The sequence below is a fragment of the Lysinibacillus boronitolerans JCM 21713 = 10a = NBRC 103108 genome, from assembly GCF_000772935.1.
GTDB lineage: Bacteria > Bacillota > Bacilli > Bacillales_A > Planococcaceae > Lysinibacillus > Lysinibacillus boronitolerans.
In genome coordinates this window covers 278,369-300,198 of the sequence record NZ_JPVR01000079.1, presented here as the reverse complement: position 1 = coordinate 300,198, position 21,830 = coordinate 278,369, and the positions used below count along the sequence as shown (strand labels likewise).

Sequence of the window (21,830 nt, the reverse complement as noted above, 5' to 3'; positions counted from 1 at the left end):
TCTCTCATGTTAATGTTTCTATTATTGGACACGAATGTAATTGCTTTTCATCTGGACATCGTTGTTTTAAGTCGTCTAACATAGTTTCAATTCGTTTTAAATCCTCTATTTGTTTTTGCACTTCCTTTTGTTTTTTAGAAACAAATTCGAACATATCTTGACAACGAACTTCATCTTTATCTACAACACCAAGTAATTTATAAATCTCGCTTAAAGAAAAACCAAGTTCCTGTATTCGTTTAATAAACCCAACACGCTTAACGTCATCATATGAATATATCCGATAACCAGCTTCCGTTCGGTGAGGTTCTTGTAATAAATTTTTTCGCTCGTAATATCTGATCGTTTCTTTATTAACTCCACATTTATCTGCAAACTCACTAATGCGATAAATCATCTTATTTCACCCCATGAATATTATAAACCGTGTACCATAGTACACGGTCAAGTAAATTGGACTATTTTATTTTTTTCCCAAAGTATCACTCGTATGTGATTGATACTTTTATATAATACTATTGATTATCCTAACATCCCACCAGAAAATCCGATTTAAACACCAGTTGTTTTTAAACTATTAAGAAAGTAATTCCACTATATATTCCGAAGACCCGTTTAATATCAATAGGGAAGATTAGTTATGATTGAATGGGGTATATAGTAAATAGGAGTGGTTATAATAAGACAGACTAAATTAACAGGAGGTATTTAAAATTGAAAATGAGCTATGAAGAATGTATTAAAGCTTGTCTAGAGTGTATGAAGGAATGTAATAAATGTTATCATGAATGTCTAGAAGAAGATGATGTTAAAATGTTAGCGGAGTGCATTCGTACCCTTAGAGAATGTGCCGATATTTGTGCATTTTCTGCTAAATCGATGCAGTCTGGTAGTCCATTCGTAAAGCAAATTTGTCAATTATGTGCTGAGATTTGTCAGGCATGTGGTGATGTTTGTAAAAAACATGAACATCATAAACATTGCCAAGAATGTGCAGAAACATGTTACCGATGCGCTGAAGTATGTAAAAAAATGGCTGTGTAGAAGATTTGATTTTATAAATGAAGAATCAATGATAAATAAAAGTAATTCTTCTAACGCGAAAATGTTTTAAACTCTGCTTATTTAGGAGCAGAGTTTTTTGATGGACTGCTAAAAAATTTAATTAAGTCACAGTGTTTGAATGTTAAATAAACGTGATATTTAACATATACTGCATAATTAGTGACGCATATAGTAAATTAAAACACCACTTTACATACCTAACTGGGGTATGGTAACATGAATGTGTGTTTAGAGGAGGTTGATAATTTACGGTGATGATGTAATTACAAATTTATCGTTTAAAGAAAGCTTGTTTGATAATGATAAACTGCATTAAAAGTGATGAAGCCAATATAAGTTAAAATCACAATTCGAAAGTTAAAAGGAAATATAAAAAAATTATTAATACCCTTTTACATTTTATAAAAATATTTCAAAAGAGAGGGATTTTTATGGAAAATAGAATCTTAAAGGTAACTGGAATGTCATGTGGTCATTGTGTAAATACTGTTGAAAAAAGTTTAGGGAAATTAGAAGGTGTTGATCAAGTAAACGTGAATTTAAAAGATGCACAAGTTGAAGTATCGTTTAATGAATCCCAAGTATCGCTTGAGAAAATTAAGGAAACAATAGAAGAACAGGGATATGAGGTAAAATAATATTTTTGAGAGTGCATAAATGCACTCTCTTGTTTTCAAAAATATATACCCCTATTGGGTATGAGGAAGGTGAACAGCATCATGAGTAATACATTAAAAGAAGCGAGCATTCAGATCACAGGAATGACCTGTGCAGCTTGTGCAACTCGTATAGAAAAAGGTTTAAATAAAATGGATGGTGTGGAACAAGCGACTGTTAATTTAGCGCTTGAAAAATCATCTATTAAGTACAATCCAGCAAAATTAAGTGAAGAAGATTTCGAAAAAAAAATAGAAGCACTTGGTTATGGGGTTGTTAAACAAAAGGCGGAACTTGATATTACAGGTATGACATGTGCAGCTTGTGCAACTCGCATTGAAAAAGGGTTAAATAAGTTAAGTGGTATCTCTTCTGCCAATGTTAACTTAGCCCTGGAAAAAGCAATGATTGAGTTTAATCCATCTGAAGTGTCAATCGTAGACATCATTGCGAAGGTGGAGAAATTGGGCTATGGGGCTCATCAAAAGGCTGATGAACAGGAAACAGTGGACCATCGAGAAAAGGCCATTAAACAGCAACAACGAAAATTTATTTTATCGGCTATTCTTTCTTTACCGCTGCTTTGGACGATGGTTGGACATTTTTCCTTTACATCATTTTTATATGTCCCAGAATTTCTAATGAATCCGTGGATCCAAATGGTATTGGCTACTCCTGTGCAATTTATTGTTGGTAAGCAATTCTATGTAGGGGCATATAAAGCTTTACGTAATGGTAGTGCTAATATGGACGTACTTGTGGTCATGGGGACATCAGCAGCTTATTTCTATAGTGTTTATCAAGCGATTGTGACGATAGGGTCGCATCATGGTCCAAATCTTTATTTTGAAACGAGTGCTGTATTAATTACATTAATATTATTAGGTAAATTATTTGAAGCCAAAGCAAAAGGACGCTCATCTGAAGCCATAAAAAAACTAATGGGACTTCAAGCTAAAACCGCTATTGTTGTACGTGACGGTGTAGAAAAAGAGGTTCCTTTAGAAGAAGTTATCATTGGCGATGTTATTCTAGTGAAACCAGGTGAAAAGATACCTGTAGATGGTGAGGTAATAGAGGGAACAACAGCTGTTGATGAATCAATGCTTACAGGTGAAAGTTTACCAGTTGATAAAAAGCAAGGCGATCAATTATTTGGATCGACGATTAATAAAAATGGATTTATTAAAATGACAGCGACAAAGGTTGGTCGTGACACAGCGTTAGCACAAATCATTAAAGTGGTTGAGGATGCTCAAGGATCAAAAGCACCAATTCAACGCTTAGCAGATCAAATTTCGGGGGTTTTTGTACCAATTGTTGTTGGCATTGCAATTGTCACATTTTTAGTTTGGATCATTTGGGTTCGCCCAGGAGAATTTACACCAGCTTTAGAGGTCTTAATTGCAGTACTTGTAATCGCTTGCCCTTGTGCGCTTGGGTTAGCAACGCCAACCTCCATAATGGCAGGTTCAGGTCGTGCAGCTGAATTTGGTATTTTATTTAAAGGTGGAGAACATTTAGAACAAACACAAAGTATTGATACAGTGGTTGTAGATAAAACAGGTACAGTAACACATGGTAAGCCTGTTCTTACAGACGTTCTTTTAGATTCAGAGCAGGAGGAAGCTCGTTTTTTATCATTAATTGGGGCTGCTGAAAAACAGTCAGAGCATCCGTTAGCAGAAGCTATAGTACAGGGCATAGAAAAACGTGGCATAGCATTAGGAGAAGTTCAATTTTTTGAGGCTATTCCAGGTTATGGTGTGCAGGCAACTGTGTCAGGTCAAGGAGTTGTCATTGGTACACGAAAATTAATGCAACAATACGGAATCAATATTGATAATATTTTACCAACAATGGAGCAGTTAGAGCGAAACGGTAAAACAGCAATGCTTGCTGCCATTAATGGTCAGTATGCAGGCTTAGTAGCTGTTGCTGATACAGTTAAAGATACGTCAAAAGAGGCAATCCACCGACTACAGAATATGGGCATTACAGTCATTATGATGACTGGTGATAATGAACGTACAGCTCAAGCGATAGGAACAGAAGTAGGCGTGAATCAAGTTATCGCTGAAGTATTGCCTGAAGGTAAAGCAGACGAGGTGAAAAAGCTACAAGCACAAGGGAAAAATGTAGCGATGGTGGGAGATGGTATTAATGATGCTCCGGCATTGGCCACAGCAAATATCGGTATGGCCATTGGTACAGGAACGGATGTTGCCATGGAAGCTGCTGATATTACGTTAATTCGTGGCGATTTAAATAGTATTGCAGATGCTATTTTAATGAGTCGAAAAACAATGCGGAATATTAAGCAAAACCTATTTTGGGCATTTGCCTACAATACTTTGGGTATTCCTATTGCTGCAATAGGTCTACTTGCTCCATGGGTAGCAGGTGCGGCGATGGCATTTAGTTCTGTATCTGTAGTTTTAAATGCATTACGCTTACAAAGAGTAAAATTAGATAATAAATAACCCTTTAATTCAATTGTAAACTTTACTCTATTGGGTTTACTTATAAAGAAATACGCAATAGTTTAACTGACATAATTTAACTTACTATTTTCATCAGATAAACCATCCTTAGGTAGGTAAAGAGCAAAATAAATTAATTGTTTGGGAAAGTATGGAGGAAAATTGGTATGAGTAATGAAGATAAAAAAATTAAAATTGCCGTTAATGGGGGAATAGAATTTGGGGCAAAACTAAATTCTAAACAACTTTTAACGATCACCAAATATATGGAAGACGACGCACAGCTTGAGTTAACAACCTTCCAACAACTCTATCTAGAAATTCCGGAAAATAAAAAAGAAGAAATAATTGAAGAATTCAACCGTGTTAATTTATCTTGTTATCCAGTTGGCAACTTTGTAAAGAGTTTGAGAACATGTAATTTTTGCAAAGGAGAAGAAGAAGAGGGGATGCCAGTAGCAAAAGAAATAAATAATCGTATAGCAGGAAAAGCTGTACCATTCACTCTTAAAGTTGCATACACAGGTTGCCCTGTTGGTTGCGGTGAACCAATGTTAAGTGATATAGGGATTATGAAAATTAAAGACCATTACAATTTATATGTTGGAGGAAAAGCAAAAGGGAAAGATGCAGAGGTGGGATCTTTGTTGCAAGAGAATCTAACACCAGATGAATTGTACGATAAAATAGAAAAGATTATAAATGTATATTCACAGAATGGAAAAAAACGAGAAACGTTTTTCAAATTTTTAAAACGGATAGGAAAAGAAGAGTTAATAAATTAGTTTTACTCTAAGAAGTTCTGGGAAGGTTATAATGGCGGCTCTGAATAAATGAGCCGCCATTTTTAATTTAAGTCCTCGAACAAAATTTATCGAGTTAATCGTTCTATAAAGATATTTAATTGATTTAATGTTACTTTGTCGTTTACGCCAAATGTGCCATCACCTTTACCTTGCGTAATCTTATTTGATGAAAGAACTGCTATAAAATTTTTGGCCCAATGAGTACTCGTTACATCTGTAAAATTCTTTGGTTCTCCTTGTTGTTCTAAATCAAATGCTTCAACTAAAACCTTTGCTAATTGACCGCGAGTAATCGGTGAATTTGGGTTAAATTTACCATTACTATCTCCATTAAAAATTCCAAGTTTTTTTAGTGCTACTATAGCTCCAGCTTGTTCAGAAGATGATTTAACATCAGGGAAACTTGAGTTTGTATCACTTGTATCTAATGCTAAAGCTTTAGCAAGCTGTATGGCTACTGCTCCACGTGAGGCATAAATGGAAAAGTCTATCTCTTCACCTTTAACTTCTGCTTGAGCTATTTCATTTGTAGTAAAGTTTGCAATACGTTTTGCACCTATATAACGAGAACCCCAATAGTAAGGATCGTTTAATTTATCAATTCTAACACCCGAACTTGGAGTAGCTGATATAAAATTACCATTCTCTATGTATATTCCAACGTGAGATATGCCGTTGCCTGAAGTATTAAAAAATACGAGGTCACCTGCTTTTAAACTATCTTTAGAAACAGAAGTACCTTGCTGATATTGGTCTTTAGATGTGCGCTCTAAAGAAATACCTAACTTAGAAAATATAAACTTTGTATATGCTGAACAATCTACACCTGTATTAATATCATTCCCACCATATTTATAAGGAGCTCCTATATAATCTTTCGCTGTACTCGTCAAATCAGTAACTGATGCTGCTTCAGCATCATTCATACCTATTCCTGAAAAAATTACAAATGACGCAAAAACCGGTAGTAACCATCTCTTTTTCACTAAACTTACTCCTTTCGAAAAGCAATCGCTTTTTTGATTAAAGTAAGAATAGCATGGAATAGAGATACTAAATTTTTCATTTATATTACTGATTTGTGCAGAATATTAAAATTGGTGACTTAATATACTCGGTGTAATCTCACTGCAATAATAACTAGGTGATGTTACTTGAAGATAAATAAAACTTAAATCAAGTAATAATAAAATAAATACTCTCTTTCGAGCATACCTATATAAGGTATACGGTGTGTATTTTAGACAGGCTAATTAAATTGTTAAAGGATGGATATGTGGGATTTTATCAAATGTTTGTCTTAGTATCACTAATGTTTTTATTGTTAATTGTCATAATGGTTTCAAGAATTATGAAAAAGACTATTAAGCCTATGCAAGGTATGACTATTTCAATGTTTTTTAGTATGAATGTAGGGCTAACATTAGGAATACTTTTTGGAGTTACCTTTCAAGGGAACTTGTTTTACTCAACGATTATTTCAATTATTCTCGGTGCAAGCATTGGCTTTTTAAGTGGTTGCAACTTTGGATTATTACCTATGTTAGAAGGTTTAATGGCAGGTTTAATGGCTGGTATGATGGGGGCAATGTTAGGTGAAATGGTGGATGGCGGGCAATCCATTGTATTAATAAGAATTTTTCTGTTGCTATCAATTTTCACTATTTTTTTATTTGCGCTACTTCCAAGTAAAAGTCAAAAAACATTCCAAAGTCAAATGGGCTTTTTAACACCCTTCTTCTTTTCGGTTTTTATACTCTTCTACTTTTTTGGGGGCATTCCTTTTGCCGAAAAACAAATAAACTTTATTAAAGACTCTTCTTTAGTGGATCATAATCTACACTCGAACGCTCAAAATAAATTAGAAAAGAAAGAGATTAAGATTATTTCTATAGAAACAGAAAATATGAAGTATTCGCCCTCTGAAGTAATTTTGGAGAAGAATCAACCGGTTTCATTAGAATTAATTAATAAAGATAATATAGAACATGATATTGAAGTTACAATACCAACATCAAATACTATTAGTAGTAATAATCATGTACATCACAAAAAGGAGGAGAATATGATTCATCTCCATGTTGGGCCTAAAAATACAGAAAAAATGAGTTTTACTCCCATTAATACAGGAGAATATCAATTTGTTTGTACTATTCCAGGACATAAGGAGCTTGGTATGGTTGGCAAGTTTATAATTAAGTAATTAGCTTTGATTTTGTAATTGATATACAAATGGAGTTGTCAAATTAAATACAATGATACTTATTTGAAAATGCCCAGTTATTATTAACAGGGCATAAGGTATATCTATATATTTAGATAAGCTCTATTTTTTGATAAATAAGATGACGGTGAAATAAAAAATGTTTAGTCTCAAATAAAAGTAGGGTATTAATTTTGAAGCATATGGATACAATCACAAATATTATTTTGCTTCGTTTTCATTACTTTGTATAATTTCGTTTACCATTTTTAATTCAGAAATCAAATAATCTATCTGTTGTTGCAAGTAACTTGATGGCGAAGAAAAATCGCTTGTAAATTGGCCATCTTCACTACTTACAGTCTTTAAGACATTCAATGCAATTTCCACAGTTAATGCAAATAATTCATCACCTAGTTTTTCAATAGATTCAATTAATAATTGAGAATCAGAAAATGTTTTAAAAGCTTCGTTATCAATGGTTATCTACTCCTTAAAAAATTGGTTAATCTCATTATATGAATTAATTTAAAAAAAGCTCCTTACCCCTTTTGCTGTTTCAACATTTTTGACAATCCAGGTTTTAAAAATGAATAAGGAAGGTATCTTTAAAATGTATATATTAAATTTTCTTGGTGATTCTAAATAAAGAAAAACTCGTATGAAATATCCCTAAAGTAAATTTATGATGATTGGGAATACAAAAATTCAAGCCTGCGAGTAGGAGGACTATGATGGAGAAAAAAATTATAATGAGTCTTGTTACTATAGTTGCTGCATTAATGCTTTCTGCATGTACAGGAAATACAAATAAGAAAGAAAGTCAACAAGAAATGCAGACAAATGAAATGGCCGAGAAAGATATGGAAGGTATGGACCATTCTGAAATGAATCCTAGTTCAAATGAACTTCCTGAAGGTTTAAAAGAAGCTGAAAATCCTAAGTTTGGAGTTGGGACAAAAGCAATAATTCATGCAGATCACATGAAAGGCATGGATGGAGCTGAAGCAACAATTGTAGGGGCATACGATACAATAGTCTATACTATATCTTACGCTCCTACAAATGGTGGAAATCGAGTAACAAATCATAAGTGGGTCATTCAAGAAGAAATAGAAGGTGCTGGTTCAGAGCCATTTGAACCAGGAACACAGGTTATTATAAATGCTAATCATATGGAGGGTATGGAAGGGGTAACTGCAAAAATTGATTCCGCAGAAGAAACTACTGTGTATGTGGTTGACTACACTTCTACTAATGGTGAAAAAATAAAAAATCATAAATGGCTAACGGAAAGTGAATTATCTTCTCCATAAAAATTAAATACTTAAAGATGTTCGACGAGTCAATTTTGACAAATTGGACATCTTTTTTAGTTTTAGAAATTCTATAATATCCTTTAATTTTAATCCATAATTTCTCCATAATTATTCGTTATATTCATTTTTAATAATATAACAATAACTGAGGAGGCGTGGGAAATTAGAAAGAGAGGAATTATCTTCACTTTGGGAGTATTAGTAGTTTTTTTAAAGGGTTGTACAAACGAAAATATCAATTCAAATAAAATAGCAGTTTTAACAGTTGAATATTTTAGTGGAGATCCACTTAATGATCTATATGTGGAATTACTCGATGAAGAAGGGAAAGAAATAGATTCAACAATTAGTTTGGATAAAGGTGAGGCAGAATTTTATAATTTACAACCAAATGAAACTTATACAGTAAAAGTAGGGAGTCCAGACAATTTTACAACAGGGATGTATTTAACAGAAAAAAAATTTACGTATACGTCATCTACACAATCCATATTGGTTCAAACATATGCAGTAAATCATAATAAAGGATTTGGAGTACCTGTAATTCTACAAAATCCTGAACTACCAAATGGGTGTGAAATAACTACTCTTACAGCAGTACTTAATTACTATGGTGCAGAAACATCTAAATTAGAAATGGATCAAAATTATTTACCTAAACAATCTTTTGAATACAAAATGAAAAAAAAGTATGGGCCAAATCCTAATCAAGCATATGGCGGCGAGCCAAGTAATCTAGAAACGGGTACATATGTTTTTGCCGAACCAATTGTCAAAGCAGCTAATAATTTTATCACAGAGAGAAAGTTAGATTTACAAGCAAAAAATATTAGTGGAAGAACAATAAAAGAAATAACAAATTATATTAGACAGGGAATACCAGTTATTACATGGGTAACATTGGACCTCTCACCACCAAAGGTTAAAGGGGGATGGATTATTGAAGAAACAGGTGAATACCATCAAATGTATCAAAATTTACATACAATGGTACTATTATCTGTGGGAGATACTACTGTGGAAGTAATGGATCCACGTAAGGGAATTATAACATTGGATAAGGGAGCATTTTTTAATAGTTATGAAGCATTAGGCGAACAGGCAGTTGTTGTTTATTAACAATAGTTCATTATATGCAAGTAATAGGTTAAAAAAGATAGCGTTTAATCATGGAAGAAAAATTACTTCATTTACTAGAACAATCTGGATTATTTGCAATTTTGGTTAGTTTAATGATAAATACTTTGGTTAGTATTATAGGTGTACTACCAAGTGTTTTTGTTACAGCCACTAACCTTGTGTTTTTTGGAGTATTCAACGGTTTGCTGATTTCTATTATCGGTGAATCAATTGGTGCAGTTATTAGCTTTATTTTATATAGAAAAGGAATCAATAAATGGAAAAGACCGTTCGTATTGCACCCTAAACTTTTAAAATTAAAGGAGTTGGAAGGTTCTGATGCATTTTGGATAATTGTCAGTTTAAGGATTTTACCTTTTATGTCATCAGGTCTTGTGACTTTTACTAGTGCATTTTCTAAGGTGTCTTTAGGCACATTTACGCTTGCTAGTACGATTGGAAAAATACCAGCTTTAATCTTTGAAGCAGGTGCAGTATATGGTTTTATGCAAGTAAATTTAATATGGAAAATTGTAATAAGTATCTTATTAATTTCAATTATCATTTTGATTTGGAAAGTTAAGAAATAAAAAAAGTTATTCAAAGTTTTCTTAGATAGAGTGGTTAATATTTGTCTCATTTAATTTCAAATCCATAAATTCTCCATATTTATTTGTTATAGTGCCTATGTAAAGAATAAAAGGAGGAAACATAATGAAATCTAAACTTTTGATTACTTCATTATTAGTAGGCGCTATTATAATTGGAGGATGTAGTGCGGGTAATTCGGAATCTAATAATAATTCAAATATGGACCATTCTACTATGTCTGGTATGGACCATTCCAATATGAGTGATGAAGAAATGAAAAACATGGAGGGTATGGATAATAAAGATAGTAGCATGGAAAATGGTCATGCGAGTCATAACAATCCATTAGCATTAAATAATTCAAATGGGGAAAATGAGCTTGCGCTCCCACCTATTATTGAACCTAAAAATGGAATTGTTGATATTACTGCTCAACAAGGAACAACAGAAATCTTTAAGGGAACTAAAACAGAGACATATGGATATAATGGTTCCTTTTTAGGGCCAATCATTCGTATTAATAAAGATCAAACGGTAACGTTTAGAACTAAAAATGATTTATCTGAACCAACAACATTTCACTGGCATGGATTAGAAATCCCTGGAAATGGTGATGGCGGCCCACATCAAGTCCTAGAGCCAGGTGTAACAGAAGATGTAAATTTTACAGTTAATCAGGGAGCATCTACGCTGTGGTTCCATCCACATCCAGAAGGTGCTACAGCAGAGCAAGTATATAAAGGTTTAGCTGGTTTAATTTATATAGATGATGAAAACTCACAAGAAATCAATGTACCAAATGAATATGGTGTGAATGATTTTCCATTAGTATTCCAAGATAGACAATTTACTGAAGAAAAGCAATTAAATTATCAAGCAGTCCTTAATGAAGATGGTACAATTGGAGATACTTTATTAATTAATGGTACGTTGAATCCTAAACTTACAGTTGGTAAAGAAAAAGTAAGACTTCGTTTATTAAACGGTTCTAATGCTCGTAATTATACTTTTAAATTGAATACCGGAGATACATTCCAACAAATTGCTACTGATGGTGGTTTCTTAAATCAACCAACTGATATGAAAGAAATTACCTTAACACCAGGTGAGCGAGCAGAGGTAATAGTGGACTTTTCAAAAATGGATGACAAGACTGATATAGCATTAATAAATGATGAAGGTACTACCCTTTTACCATTTAAAATTGAACAAAAGACTACAAGTACAAGTAAAATTTCAGAAAAATTAAATGATTTTAGTGTTACTGAAGAAGAGAAAAATTTACCAGTTTCTAAGAAGCTTGAACTATTTGGTATGGGGACAATGGTTTCTATAAATGGAAACCAGTTTGATATGAATCGCATTGATTTCACTCAAAAGCAGGGTGAGACTGAAATTTGGGAAATTTATAATAAACCTGATATGATGGGTGGTATGACACATCCTTTCCACATACATGGCACTCAATTTAAAATCGTGTCGATTGATGGTCAAGAACCTCCTTTAAATTTAAAAGGGTGGAAGGATACTGTCTCAATTGAAGCTGGTCAAACAGTTAAATTAGCAGTGAAGTTTAATAATAAGGGCATATACATGTTCCACTGCCATGTCCTTGAACATGAAGAAAATGGTATGATGGGGCAAGTTGAAGTAAATTAAATATAAATAGATTATTAAAACCTCCAAATACCATGGAGGTTTTTTTATTGGTTTCTATTACATAACTCTTATATCTAGGGTTATTGGTCGTGGTTCATATTAAATAACCTACCCTATAGAAATACTCAATCTTTTTTCTAAAATTTCAATTGAAATTTTTAACAACTTAACAACATTTTTATTTAGTTAATACAAAAGAATACCTTAATGATTTTATGTATTTTTTGTCCCTTTAATGGAAATGAATATAAATAAAATGAAAGGTAATATTTATGGAATTTTATAAAGAGATTGAAATCTACTGTTATAAGTGTCGTAAAAAGACCATTTTTACATGTAAGGATTTGCATAATAAAATCGGTGTTGACAGTCATTGTAGTGAGTGTATTGGGATTTGGTTTGAATGGCAAAATCGAGCGGTAGAAAGAGAATTGGAGAAGTGGATTGTATATAATCAAGGGCTGTTAAAAACATAATGTGAATCGAAGAAAGTATAGTATTTTTCTTACTAAAATTAGCAAACGTCCACTCTTTAAAGGACGTTTTTTATGTGTAAACGATTGTAATATAAATACTTTTATAAAATGGAATAAATTAAACTACAAGTAAGTCAAAAAGTTATAATAATTTTAGAAATTATTTTTTTGAACCATAATTATGTCGACGAGGCGGTGCTTTACATGTCTAAAAGGAAATACGGTTGGTCTGAGAAAAAAAGAAATGACTATATTAAAGAAGGACGAGGTCAAGGGGAACTATCAAATTATATACCTTGGATTAAAATACAAGATATATCGTCACAAGGAAATGCTTCTCGATTAATAGGGTGGACCGCGAAGAGACAGCATGAATTGTTGTCTAACTTGGAAAGAGACTTTTTTCTCTTATTAGATTGGGAAGATACAGTGGTAGACATAAGAGAACAGTTTCCTTTAAATGTTGAAACAACTATTCGTATAGCTGAAGAGAAAGGAATTAAGCACTCTAAAGATAATAGTTCAGGTATACCGATAGATATGACAACAGATTTCTTTATAACAGTAGTAAAAAACTCTGAAAGAAAATATATCGCTAGAACTGTAAAACCAAGTGAACAACTTGAAGATAAACGAGTAATTGAAAAGTTTGAAATTGAACGAGAGTATTGGGAGATACAAGGAATAAGTTGGGGGGTCATAACTGAAAAGGAAATTCCTAAACAACTAGCAAACAATATTCTATGGATACATAAATCTTATTATTTAGCAGAAGAAGATATAAGCTATTCTACTTTATTATTGCATTTATTGATTTTAAAAAAAGATAGCGAAGAGAGTTTATTAGTAGTTTGTAATAAATTTGATGAGGATTATAACTTAGAAACAGGCTCATCTTTAAGTTATATAAAACATTTTATAGCTCGAAAATATATTTCGATTGATATGAGTAAGAAAATTAACCCAAGCAATCTAACTTTAGATCAAATTATTATGAATGTTTCTAAGGAGGATAACATTGATTACAATATCAGTTAATGAATTAATTAAAGACTTGACGTGTAATAAAGTATATCGTCTACTTTGGATTGATGAAAGTAACATCGTTACATATGCAATTGATATAGAAGATTCCAATGCCTTACCATTCCTTTTAAAAGTTAAAGATATACATCAAGGATTTATAGAAAATTCATACTCCAAATTCGAATCTGATCACACAAACATACTAATTAACCACATTAATTTACCTGAGGGAATGAAACAAAAGAGAGACACAGCGTGGGCAATTATCAAAAACTTAGTGAATGATGAACCTTCAATTTATAAGAAAAAAGAACGTGGGCAGCTAATAAATGAACTTGTAAATAATAAAGTATGTACAAAAATGACTGCTTATAAATATTTGAGAAAGTACTGGCAGAGAGGAAAAACTATGAATAGTTTGCTTCCGGATTATAGTAACTCTGGAGGTAAGGGAAGAAATAAAAAAAGTGGTACTTTGAAAAGGGGAAAACCTAGAACCACTAACAGTGTAGGAATAAATGTAACCGATGAAACAAGGGAAATATTTCGTAAATCGATTAAAAGGTACTATTTTACAAGCAAGAGAAACTCATTGTCATTCGCATATAAAATGATGATAAAGGAGTTCTATGCAGATGAAGTTCGTTACGAAAACGGAACAAAATATATAGTAATACAGGATGAAAATAAAATTCCTTCATTAAGACAATTTAGATATTGGCACAACAAAGAATTTGGTATTGAACAAAAAATAGTAAGTCGAGAAGGTGAGAAAAAATTTGAACGAGATCATCGAGCAATATTAGGATCTTCAACTTATGAAGTCATGGGGCCAGGATCACGATATCAAATAGATGCGACTATTGGTAATGTGTATCTGGTATCTAGTTTTAATTCTGATTATATTGTAGGTAAACCAATTATATATTTTGTGGTGGACGTATATACACATATGATTACAGGAATGTATATCGGATTTGAAGGTCCTTCTTGGGCAGGAATGATGATGGCAATAGCAAATGCAGCATCAGATAAAAAGGAATATTGCAGTAGATATGGTATAGAAATTTCAAATGAAATGTGGCCATCTGCGCATCTTCCTGAAATTATTCTAGGGGATAGAGGTGAGTTGGAGGGATATAACGTGAATAGTTTAATTGAAGGGTTGGATTTGGTAGTGGAGAATAATCCTGCTTTTCGACCAGATTGGAAGGGAATTGTGGAAAAATTGTTCGATACTTCACAAAGTAAAATAAAGCCGTTCTTACCAGGTTACATACAGAGTGATTTTAGGGAACGTGGGGCTAGTGATTATCGTTTAGAAGCTAAGTTAACTATAGATCAATATACAAAAATTCTAATCAATTTTGTTTTATTTTATAACAAAAATCACTATATGAAGGATTATCTAAGAGATGAGCAGATGATACGGGAAAATGTAAAACCGACTCCTCTTAAACTCTGGAATTGGGGCATTAAAAATAGAGCAGGTAAGCTAAGGAAGGAACATCCTAATACTATAAAGTTTTACTTATTGCCACGAGATACAGCTACAGTAACCTCAAAGGGAATAAAGTTTAAAAATAGGTTATTTAGCTGTGAAACAGCTATAAAGGAATCTTGGTTTGTACAAGCTAGAACAAAGAAAAGTTGGACAGTTGATATTTCATACGATCCTCGAAACATGGACATTATTTATCTGCACATTAATGATAAATCACTTTTTGAAAGTTGCTTCCTTTTAGATCATCAGGAGAGATACAAAAATAAAGTACTTGAAGAAATTGAACAATTATTAATGATTGAACAAAACACATATAAAATTGAAAGTCATAGTTTGTTACAAGAAGAAATTAATTTTTATTCTAAAATTGAAGGAATAGTGGATGAGGCAATTAAGACACCAAATCAAGATGAAAATAATAAAATCACTAAAACGGAAAAAATAAAAAATATTAGAGAAAATCGGGAAGTTGAAAAAAGTTTACGAAGAGAGTATGAGGCATTTCAAATAGGTGTAACTGAGATTGATAATGATAAAAACATTATTTCTTTTGCACCTTCTGAGCAGAAAGATGAAAAAACTGAAACATCTACGATAATGGAATTATTTAAAAAGCAAAGAAGGAAGAAGAAGGAATGAAAAATGGGAAGACAATTGAATTAGAGAGTGGTATTGAAGTTCTATTGGCAGAGTATCGTGAACAAGAAATAATTGATTATAAAGGGAATCCCCTTATTGAAGCGTTACCTCCGATACTCTCTAAAGAAGAAGCGTTTGATCAACTTAGCTTTATACCTATGTTTCATAATAGTGAAAGAAATTTATCAAGTCATCATCGTTACCATGCTTTACTAAGATTATCAAGATTTTATCAGCCTATAAATCAAACCTTAAATCTAGAACAGCGTTTTTCAGGTTTCATTAGGTATGGATATGTTAATCGAAATCCATTACATAAAAAACATGTTCAAGCATTACTTGATTTACACAACAAGCTTGTTAATAAAGAGGAAATTGGATTACCGCCAGATATACGTTCTTCTGCTTCAAGTTTCACTTTAATGGGATATCCAGGAATAGGTAAAACATCTGCGATAGAAAGGGTACTATCTCTTTATCCGCAAGTAATATTGCATCAAAATCCAATCAATTTGATTCAAATTGTATGGTTAAAATTGGATTGTCCACATGATGGATCATTAAAAACTCTTTGTATGGACTTTTTCAAAAAAGTTGATTCGTTGACAGGTACTAATTATTTTGAAAAGTATGGTAAGCCATCAAATTCAGTTAGTTCAATGGTAACTCGTATGGGGCAAGTCGCTCGTTTACACTCAATAGGCGCTCTAATCATTGATGAGGTTCAGCACTCGTTATCTGCATCAGGTGCTGCATCAGAAATGATGATGAATTTTTTTGTAACGCTAGTGAATGAAATAGGAGTACCAGTAATGTTTATTGGAACCATGAAAGCCAAGGCATTATTACAAAAGGATTTCAGACAAGCACGTAGAAGCAGTGGCCAAGGCGACATGGTATGGCAGCAAATGAAACAAGATGATGATTGGGAAGTATTAATCACAAGTATGTGGGATTATCAGTGGACGAATGAATATACGGAACTGACAGAAGAATTATTAAACACGATTTACGAAGAGAGCCAAGGAATTGTGGATGTTGCTGTTAAGTTGTATTTACTCGCACAAGCGAGGGCAATCAATTCTGGCCTTGAAAAAATAACCCCTAAACTTATACAAAAGGTAGTGAAAGAAGATTTGAAACTTCTTCAACCTATGTTGGAGGCTCTTAAATCCGGAAATCAAAGCGACATTGCAAAATACGAAGATATTGTTCCAATGGATATTGAAGATTATATTCTAAATAGATTGCCAGTATTAGACCTTAAGGCCAGGGTTCAGGCGAAAAAAGAAAAGATGGCACAAGATCGTACAAATAAAGAACTTCCAATACTAGAAAAATTAATCCTATCCTTAATTAATTTAGATGTTTCAGAAAAAATTGCTGAAAACGCTGCTAAATATGCACTGAAAAATTCACCTGAGTCAACAATTCCACAACTAATGACTCTATCACTCCAATACATTGAGGGAAAGAAAGAAAAGAAAAATGAAGCGAAAGGCAATATTTCAGTAAATAAACTTCAATCAATAGTTGATATAGGAAAGAAGAATAAACGCTCTGCTTATGAGGCATTATGTGAAGAAGGATATATTAAAAATCCTTTAGATGACTTAATAATGTAAGGGTGTGTAAATAAAATAGATGTTAGCATTTTTTCCTTCAATTTATAAAGATGAACTATTATATAGTGTGTTGGCTAGATACCATAAACGTTCAGGGAATTTAAGTAATAAACATTCAACTTTAGATTTGTTTGGAAAAAAGAAAGCATATATTATTCCTGATTTACCTACTGATTTAGAGATATTATTAGAAAAAGTAAATCCTTTTTTAAATTCGAGTATTGATGAATGGATAAATTATCATACATTGTATAACTACTATACAAATTTTACTTCAAAAGAAATAAAACAGAGTGTTCGAAATAAAATGTTATATGGCTGTGGCAATACTTCCTTGCATTATTCAACAGGTCAAATGGCTGGGACAGTAAAAGAGCCTATGTATTTTCGCTATTGTCCTAACTGCTTTGAAGAAGATATTCAAGTGAATGGAGAAACATATTGGCGGACATATCACCAATTACCAAGTGTATTTATTTGTTTAAAGCATTCTGTCTTGCTTGTAGACAGTTCAATCTTAATTAGGCAAGGAAACTCTTCGTATTTTTATTCAAACATTGAAAACAGTTTAGAGAAGGGCAATAAAAGTGATGTTTCAAAAGTAAACTTTGATTTGCTACGTCATTTTGCTGTAGAAAGTAGCAACTTAAATCAAAAGGATTATAAATTTGATCAGTTAAATTTATTAGAGATTTATCATTACCTATTGGATCGCGAAGGGTATGTAAAATCAAACGGCACAATCGACCAAAGGCGATTAGAAGAAGACTTTATTAAGAAGTTTAAGGTCGATTTTTTAATATTGATGCAATCATTTCCAAGTGGTGTAGAAGGACAGTGTTGGTTAAGGGCAATAACAAGAAAACATCGAAAGTCTTTTCATCCTGTACGGCATTTACTGTTCATTTATTTTTTAGGTGAATCGGTTGATACAATTGAACAGTATGCAAATAAACGATATAGTCCATTTGGTGAAGAGCCATATCTATGTTTGAATCCTGCGGCAGAACACTTTCTACAGCCTGTAATAACTAATTTAAAGGTTACTCGTTGCTATGATACTAAAAGGCCGGTAGGAACCTTCTCCTGTGCCTGTGGCTTTGTTTATTCTCGTAAGGGGCCAGATAAAACAGAAGAGGATAAAACAAATATAGGGCGTATTAAGATGTTAGGTGATACTTGGTTGAGCAAACTCCATCAATTGGTTGAAATAGAACAGTTGAGTTATAAAGCATGCTCAAAAATATTAAAAGTCGACACCAAAACAATTATTAAGTATTCTAAGCAAAGAAATAGTAAGCCTATGAACAAGGAAAATCATATTAAAAGTGATTTGAAGCAAAAATGGCTTGATTTAATTAACCAATACCCCATATTATCAAGAACAGAACTTAGAAAAAAAGACCCATCACTTTATATGCGAATTTATAGAAATGATAAGGAATGGTTAAAGGAACATTCCCCAGTTGTTAAAGTAAATAGGGTTACTAATAAAAGAGTTGATTGGGTACAGAGAGACCTTCACATCTTGGGCATGGTAAAAAAAGCAGTGGAAGATATAAGTGCTAAAGAAAAACCAGTTAGAATAACCGTAAGCAGTATAGGTAAAATGATTAATAATAAATCGTTGTTAGAAAAAAGAGTAAATAAACTGCCCAATACGATGAAGTATATTGAGAGTGTTAAAGAAAATACGACCAATTTTCAAAAGAGGCGTATTAGTTGGGCTATAGATCAATTAAAAGATGAAGAACTTGAAGTTTGGAAAATAATGCGAAAAGCAGGAATCAGTGAAAGATTTTATTCTGGGTTAGAGATAGAAATAAAAAGGCAGATAATAAGTGCGAAGCAAAAATTCTGATATAAAGAATGATACCAAAAAGCCGTGTTCATAGCTGAAAACACGGCTTTTTTTGTTGTAGTCATAATGGTGTTGTTCATCTTTGAAATCGAAAAATTAAAATCCTGTGAATCCACCAAAGAAGGGAGTAAACCAAGCAATAATTTTTGTCATCATGTCAAAATAGAGTAGCACACCCATTACTATCATTAACCATCCACCAATGCTCATAATGAGATGACTTTTTGTCTGGAAAAAGACGTTGCATGCTGTGCAAATCATATTGACTAGAAGAACTTGAACAGTGAACAAGTTTGTAATCAAAGCAATATTTATTCTTCTATTTAGCAACAGAAGCACAGTAATTGAAACTACTGTGCTTCTGTTTTTTAGTTCAATACATACTATGCAACCTCTCATATTCATGTGGGGGGAGCATCTACAGAAGATTTTATAGATAATTGACATAACTATGTAACAAAATATCCCGAGGTTTATATTGATTATTCTAATTGCTGTAATAAAATGATGTTATATCTTGTTAAGTTATAACATTCAGGAGGAAACTATGCTTTCAGAGAGACAACAACTTATACGTGACATGATTCTATATAGACACAATTTGAAAATCTCAGAATTAAGTCAAACACTTGAGGTATCAGAGATGACAATACATCGAGATATAAAACCTCTGATTGAAGAAGGGCTTATTATGAAGACATATGGTGGGATTACACTTATAAGGGATCAATCTATACATCGTGTTGAGGAAGACGAGTGTGTGTATTGTCATCGTAAGTGTGATGATCGATTGGTTTACAGGATAATTCTTTTAAATGGAGAACGTGAAAATGCTTGTTGCAGCCATTGTGGAATACTGCGGCATCGACAGTTAGGTGATGAGGTAGCACAAGCAATTTGTACCGATTTTTTAACAGGGACAACGATTAGCGCTCATCTAGCTTGGTTTGTTTTAGACACTACTGTCCATATTCGTTGTTGTTACCCACAAGTGTTGGTATTTGAGACTAAAGAATATGCAGAGAACTTTGTAAAAGGATTCGGAGGTAAAGTCCTTACATTTTCCGAAATAATGAAATCATTTCCTCAACACCTTAAATTGTCCTGTAAGAACAGTTGAAGAGGGGAATTTAAATGAATGAGGTACTTCTTCAGATACATGTGTGGTTAAGTCAGTTAGCCAATTTAGTAGCAGAACCAATTTATACATTAGCACTAAAACTAGATGTATGGGGAATGAAGGCTTTCTTATTAGGGTTGGTTGGGGCAACTGCACCATGTCAACTTACATCTAATTCTACTGCTGTTGCTTTGATTACATATGAGACTGAAAAAAATAAAAGGTGGTTGAATGTAGGGAGTTATATTACAGGCAAATCTTTAGTGTACATATTGTTAGGCATAATGTCTGTATTCATCGGTAGTACAGTTGCTGATATTCCTTTCATTGGAACAATGTTTTTCCGTAAATTATTTGGCCTTACTCTTATTCTAATTGGATTAGCTCTCCTTGGAAATATTTCAGTACATTCCTCTGCATCACAACGTATCTTCCAAAAAGTCCAAAAAGGATTGAAATTGAAAAATACATCTCTTTCTTTTGGGTTGGCTATGGGTTTTTTATTCTGTCCTACGTTGTTTTGGTTATTTTTTGTCTTGTTATTGCCGACAGGAAATGGAGAATTTAATTTGATAGGTCCCATTTTTTTTGCAATTGGAACAGCAATGCCACTCATTTTATATGTGATACTACTGACTATTAGTGAACGGTTATTAAATCCAATGAAGAAGACTTTGTATTCATTCCATAATGTATCAAGGAATATTTCTGCAATCTTCTTTATATTGTCAGGATTATTCGAAACTTTAAATGCTTGGATAGGATAGAAGGGAATTTGTTTATGATATATATATTTAGTTTTAGTATTATTTTTTTGTTAACCGGTTACGTCATTTTTTCTACCTATCGTGCCAAATCGTTCTTATCAGAAATGACTGCTATGATGATTGCAATGGCTGTTTCTATGATGGCTAGCATAGTAGTAGGAACCATATTAGGAGTAATATTAGTAGGGAAAATGACTGTCCCAGTAATCTCCTCAGTACTTTTTGGCATGATAATTGGATATGTTATTGGGCGTCCCTTTAGTTTATTGGCTTCATTAGATGGACTATTAGCAGGTATCATGGGCGGCATGATGGGTGCAATGTTGGGGGTAATGGTTTTTTCTCAAGATCCTGTCGTTATGATGATATTTGTGGATGCAATTTTTATCATTGTCATGATTCTTATATTGAAATTAATTAGACAAGAAGTTAAGGGAACAGATACAATAACGGTAATATCAAATAAAAATAAATGGAGTAAAGTTATTTTTTGTGTAATTGCCGTATTATTAGTTGTTTCTGTTGTATTCTTTAAACCCATTTCTCATTACTTCAGAGATCTTTTGGGTGATACAACTCCGGTTTCAGACGATTCTTCTACAAAAATAAATGAAGTAAAAGCAGAGCAAAAAGACGGTTATCAGGAAGCCGTCATAATGGTAGAGCCATTTGGATATACACCTGAGAATGTAAAAGTAAAAGCTGGAATCCCAGTTCAACTTCATTTTCAAAAGAGTTTTTCAGGTGGATGCTTATCATACTTAATAATAGAGGATTTCCAAATAGAAAAAGATCTTGATAAAGGTGATAACTTGGTCGAATTCACACCAGAAAAACCGGGTATATATACGTTTCATTGTGGAATGAATATGTATTTTGGAAAGATAATAGTTGAATAATGGATAACAAC

Annotated in this window: 18 protein-coding genes and 1 pseudogene; 16 read left to right on the top strand and 3 right to left on the bottom strand. The window is 32.7% G+C overall.

Annotation, left to right across the window (positions count from 1 at the left end; translation table 11 throughout):
* Positions 1 to 4: 4 nt before the first annotated feature.
* Positions 5 to 397 (bottom strand): mercury resistance transcriptional regulator MerR, encoded by a 393-nt coding sequence (merR, locus tag CD31_RS18380; RefSeq protein WP_001863748.1) that lies wholly within the window; start codon positions 395 to 397, stop codon positions 5 to 7.
* Between the two features lie 317 nt (positions 398 to 714).
* Between merR and CD31_RS18375 the strand changes: the two genes are divergently transcribed.
* From CD31_RS18375 to CD31_RS18360, 4 genes are all read left to right on the top strand, one after another.
* Positions 715 to 1,044 (top strand): four-helix bundle copper-binding protein, encoded by a 330-nt coding sequence (locus CD31_RS18375; protein ID WP_009374082.1) that lies wholly within the window; start codon positions 715 to 717, stop codon positions 1,042 to 1,044.
* A gap of 452 nt (positions 1,045 to 1,496) precedes the next feature.
* Complete coding sequence (gene copZ / locus CD31_RS18370; protein WP_009374080.1) at positions 1,497 to 1,703, top strand: copper chaperone CopZ; 207 nt, start codon at positions 1,497 to 1,499, stop codon at positions 1,701 to 1,703.
* Positions 1,704 to 1,784: 81 nt separating this feature from the next.
* Positions 1,785 to 4,205: a heavy metal translocating P-type ATPase gene (locus tag CD31_RS18365; protein WP_009374078.1), complete on the top strand. Its 2,421-nt coding sequence runs from the start codon at positions 1,785 to 1,787 to the stop codon at positions 4,203 to 4,205.
* 167 nt (positions 4,206 to 4,372) lie between these two features.
* Entirely contained in the window at positions 4,373 to 4,990 is a 618-nt protein-coding gene (locus tag CD31_RS18360) for an NAD(P)/FAD-dependent oxidoreductase (RefSeq protein WP_009374077.1), read from the top strand.
* Between the two features lie 86 nt (positions 4,991 to 5,076).
* Here the strand turns inward: CD31_RS18360 and CD31_RS18355 are convergent, their stop codons facing one another.
* Positions 5,077 to 5,997 (bottom strand): C40 family peptidase, encoded by a 921-nt coding sequence (locus CD31_RS18355; RefSeq protein ID WP_009374075.1) that lies wholly within the window; start codon positions 5,995 to 5,997, stop codon positions 5,077 to 5,079.
* A 290-nt stretch (positions 5,998 to 6,287) separates the two neighbouring features.
* On the opposite strand from CD31_RS18355, the gene CD31_RS18350 reads away from it, so the two are divergent.
* The 9 genes from CD31_RS18350 to CD31_RS18305 all read left to right on the top strand — a co-directional run bounded on the left by CD31_RS18350 (position 6,288) and on the right by CD31_RS18305 (position 19,033).
* On the top strand, positions 6,288 to 7,214 hold the full coding sequence (locus CD31_RS18350; RefSeq protein ID WP_051145745.1) for a cupredoxin domain-containing protein: 927 nt from the start codon (positions 6,288 to 6,290) through the stop codon (positions 7,212 to 7,214).
* 734 nt (positions 7,215 to 7,948) lie between these two features.
* On the top strand, positions 7,949 to 8,530 hold the full coding sequence (locus CD31_RS18345) for a YdhK family protein (protein ID WP_009374071.1): 582 nt from the start codon (positions 7,949 to 7,951) through the stop codon (positions 8,528 to 8,530).
* A gap of 192 nt (positions 8,531 to 8,722) precedes the next feature.
* Complete coding sequence (locus CD31_RS18340) at positions 8,723 to 9,652, top strand: C39 family peptidase (RefSeq protein ID WP_009374070.1); 930 nt, start codon at positions 8,723 to 8,725, stop codon at positions 9,650 to 9,652.
* Between the two features lie 50 nt (positions 9,653 to 9,702).
* Positions 9,703 to 10,242 carry a TVP38/TMEM64 family protein gene (locus CD31_RS18335; protein ID WP_009374061.1) on the top strand — a complete coding sequence of 180 codons (540 nt, stop codon included), beginning with the start codon at positions 9,703 to 9,705 and terminating at the stop codon, positions 10,240 to 10,242.
* Positions 10,243 to 10,366: 124 nt separating this feature from the next.
* A complete protein-coding gene (locus CD31_RS18330) occupies positions 10,367 to 11,902 on the top strand; it encodes a multicopper oxidase family protein (RefSeq protein WP_036079784.1) in 1,536 nt (511 codons plus the stop codon).
* Between the two features lie 680 nt (positions 11,903 to 12,582).
* Positions 12,583 to 13,416 (top strand): heteromeric transposase endonuclease subunit TnsA, encoded by an 834-nt coding sequence (locus CD31_RS18320; RefSeq protein ID WP_009374053.1) that lies wholly within the window; start codon positions 12,583 to 12,585, stop codon positions 13,414 to 13,416.
* The gene (locus CD31_RS18315) at positions 13,397 to 15,547 is read left to right on the top strand and encodes a Mu transposase C-terminal domain-containing protein (RefSeq protein ID WP_009374050.1); all 2,151 of its coding nucleotides are present in this window, start codon (positions 13,397 to 13,399) and stop codon (positions 15,545 to 15,547) included. The genes CD31_RS18320 and CD31_RS18315 overlap by 20 nt, the downstream gene beginning before the upstream one ends.
* Complete coding sequence (locus CD31_RS18310; protein ID WP_036079781.1) at positions 15,544 to 17,172, top strand: ATP-binding protein; 1,629 nt, start codon at positions 15,544 to 15,546, stop codon at positions 17,170 to 17,172. Before CD31_RS18315 ends, CD31_RS18310 begins: the two co-directional genes overlap by 4 nt.
* A gap of 19 nt (positions 17,173 to 17,191) precedes the next feature.
* Entirely contained in the window at positions 17,192 to 19,033 is a 1,842-nt protein-coding gene (locus tag CD31_RS18305; protein WP_036079778.1) for a TnsD family Tn7-like transposition protein, read from the top strand.
* A gap of 96 nt (positions 19,034 to 19,129) precedes the next feature.
* Here CD31_RS18305 and CD31_RS23880 read toward each other — a convergent pair.
* A pseudogene (locus CD31_RS23880) lies at positions 19,130 to 19,243 on the bottom strand (cytochrome c biogenesis protein CcdA); the annotation flags it as partial.
* Positions 19,244 to 19,580: 337 nt separating this feature from the next.
* Here CD31_RS23880 and CD31_RS18300 point away from each other — a divergent pair.
* From CD31_RS18300 to CD31_RS23875, 3 genes are read left to right on the top strand one after another with little or no spacing between them, the layout of a single operon-like run.
* Positions 19,581 to 20,153, top strand: coding sequence for a DeoR family transcriptional regulator (locus CD31_RS18300; protein ID WP_009374044.1), 573 nt, complete (start codon positions 19,581 to 19,583; stop codon positions 20,151 to 20,153).
* A gap of 14 nt (positions 20,154 to 20,167) precedes the next feature.
* Entirely contained in the window at positions 20,168 to 20,920 is a 753-nt protein-coding gene (locus CD31_RS18295; protein WP_009374042.1) for an urease accessory protein UreH domain-containing protein, read from the top strand.
* Positions 20,921 to 20,934: 14 nt separating this feature from the next.
* A complete protein-coding gene (locus CD31_RS23875) occupies positions 20,935 to 21,819 on the top strand; it encodes a cupredoxin domain-containing protein (RefSeq protein WP_009374041.1) in 885 nt (294 codons plus the stop codon).
* The last annotated feature ends 11 nt before the right edge of the window (positions 21,820 to 21,830 follow it).

Bases quoted from the DNA above. Each gene is read 5' to 3' on its own strand.
- merR (WP_001863748.1), bottom strand. From the start codon at position 397: ATGATTTATCGCATTAGTGAGTTTGCAGATAAATGTGGAGTTAATAAA.
- copZ (WP_009374080.1), top strand. From the start codon at position 1,497: ATGGAAAATAGAATCTTAAAGGTAACTGGAATGTCATGTGGTCATTGT.
- CD31_RS18365 (WP_009374078.1), top strand. From the start codon at position 1,785: ATGAGTAATACATTAAAAGAAGCGAGCATTCAGATCACAGGAATGACC.
- CD31_RS18360 (WP_009374077.1), top strand. From the start codon at position 4,373: ATGAGTAATGAAGATAAAAAAATTAAAATTGCCGTTAATGGGGGAATA.
- CD31_RS18345 (WP_009374071.1), top strand. From the start codon at position 7,949: ATGGAGAAAAAAATTATAATGAGTCTTGTTACTATAGTTGCTGCATTA.
- CD31_RS18335 (WP_009374061.1), top strand. From the start codon at position 9,703: ATGGAAGAAAAATTACTTCATTTACTAGAACAATCTGGATTATTTGCA.
- CD31_RS18330 (WP_036079784.1), top strand. From the start codon at position 10,367: ATGAAATCTAAACTTTTGATTACTTCATTATTAGTAGGCGCTATTATA.
- CD31_RS18320 (WP_009374053.1), top strand. From the start codon at position 12,583: ATGTCTAAAAGGAAATACGGTTGGTCTGAGAAAAAAAGAAATGACTAT.
- CD31_RS18310 (WP_036079781.1), top strand. From the start codon at position 15,544: ATGAAAAATGGGAAGACAATTGAATTAGAGAGTGGTATTGAAGTTCTA.
- CD31_RS18305 (WP_036079778.1), top strand. From the start codon at position 17,192: ATGTTAGCATTTTTTCCTTCAATTTATAAAGATGAACTATTATATAGT.
- CD31_RS18300 (WP_009374044.1), top strand. From the start codon at position 19,581: ATGCTTTCAGAGAGACAACAACTTATACGTGACATGATTCTATATAGA.
- CD31_RS18295 (WP_009374042.1), top strand. From the start codon at position 20,168: ATGAATGAGGTACTTCTTCAGATACATGTGTGGTTAAGTCAGTTAGCC.
- CD31_RS23875 (WP_009374041.1), top strand. From the start codon at position 20,935: ATGATATATATATTTAGTTTTAGTATTATTTTTTTGTTAACCGGTTAC.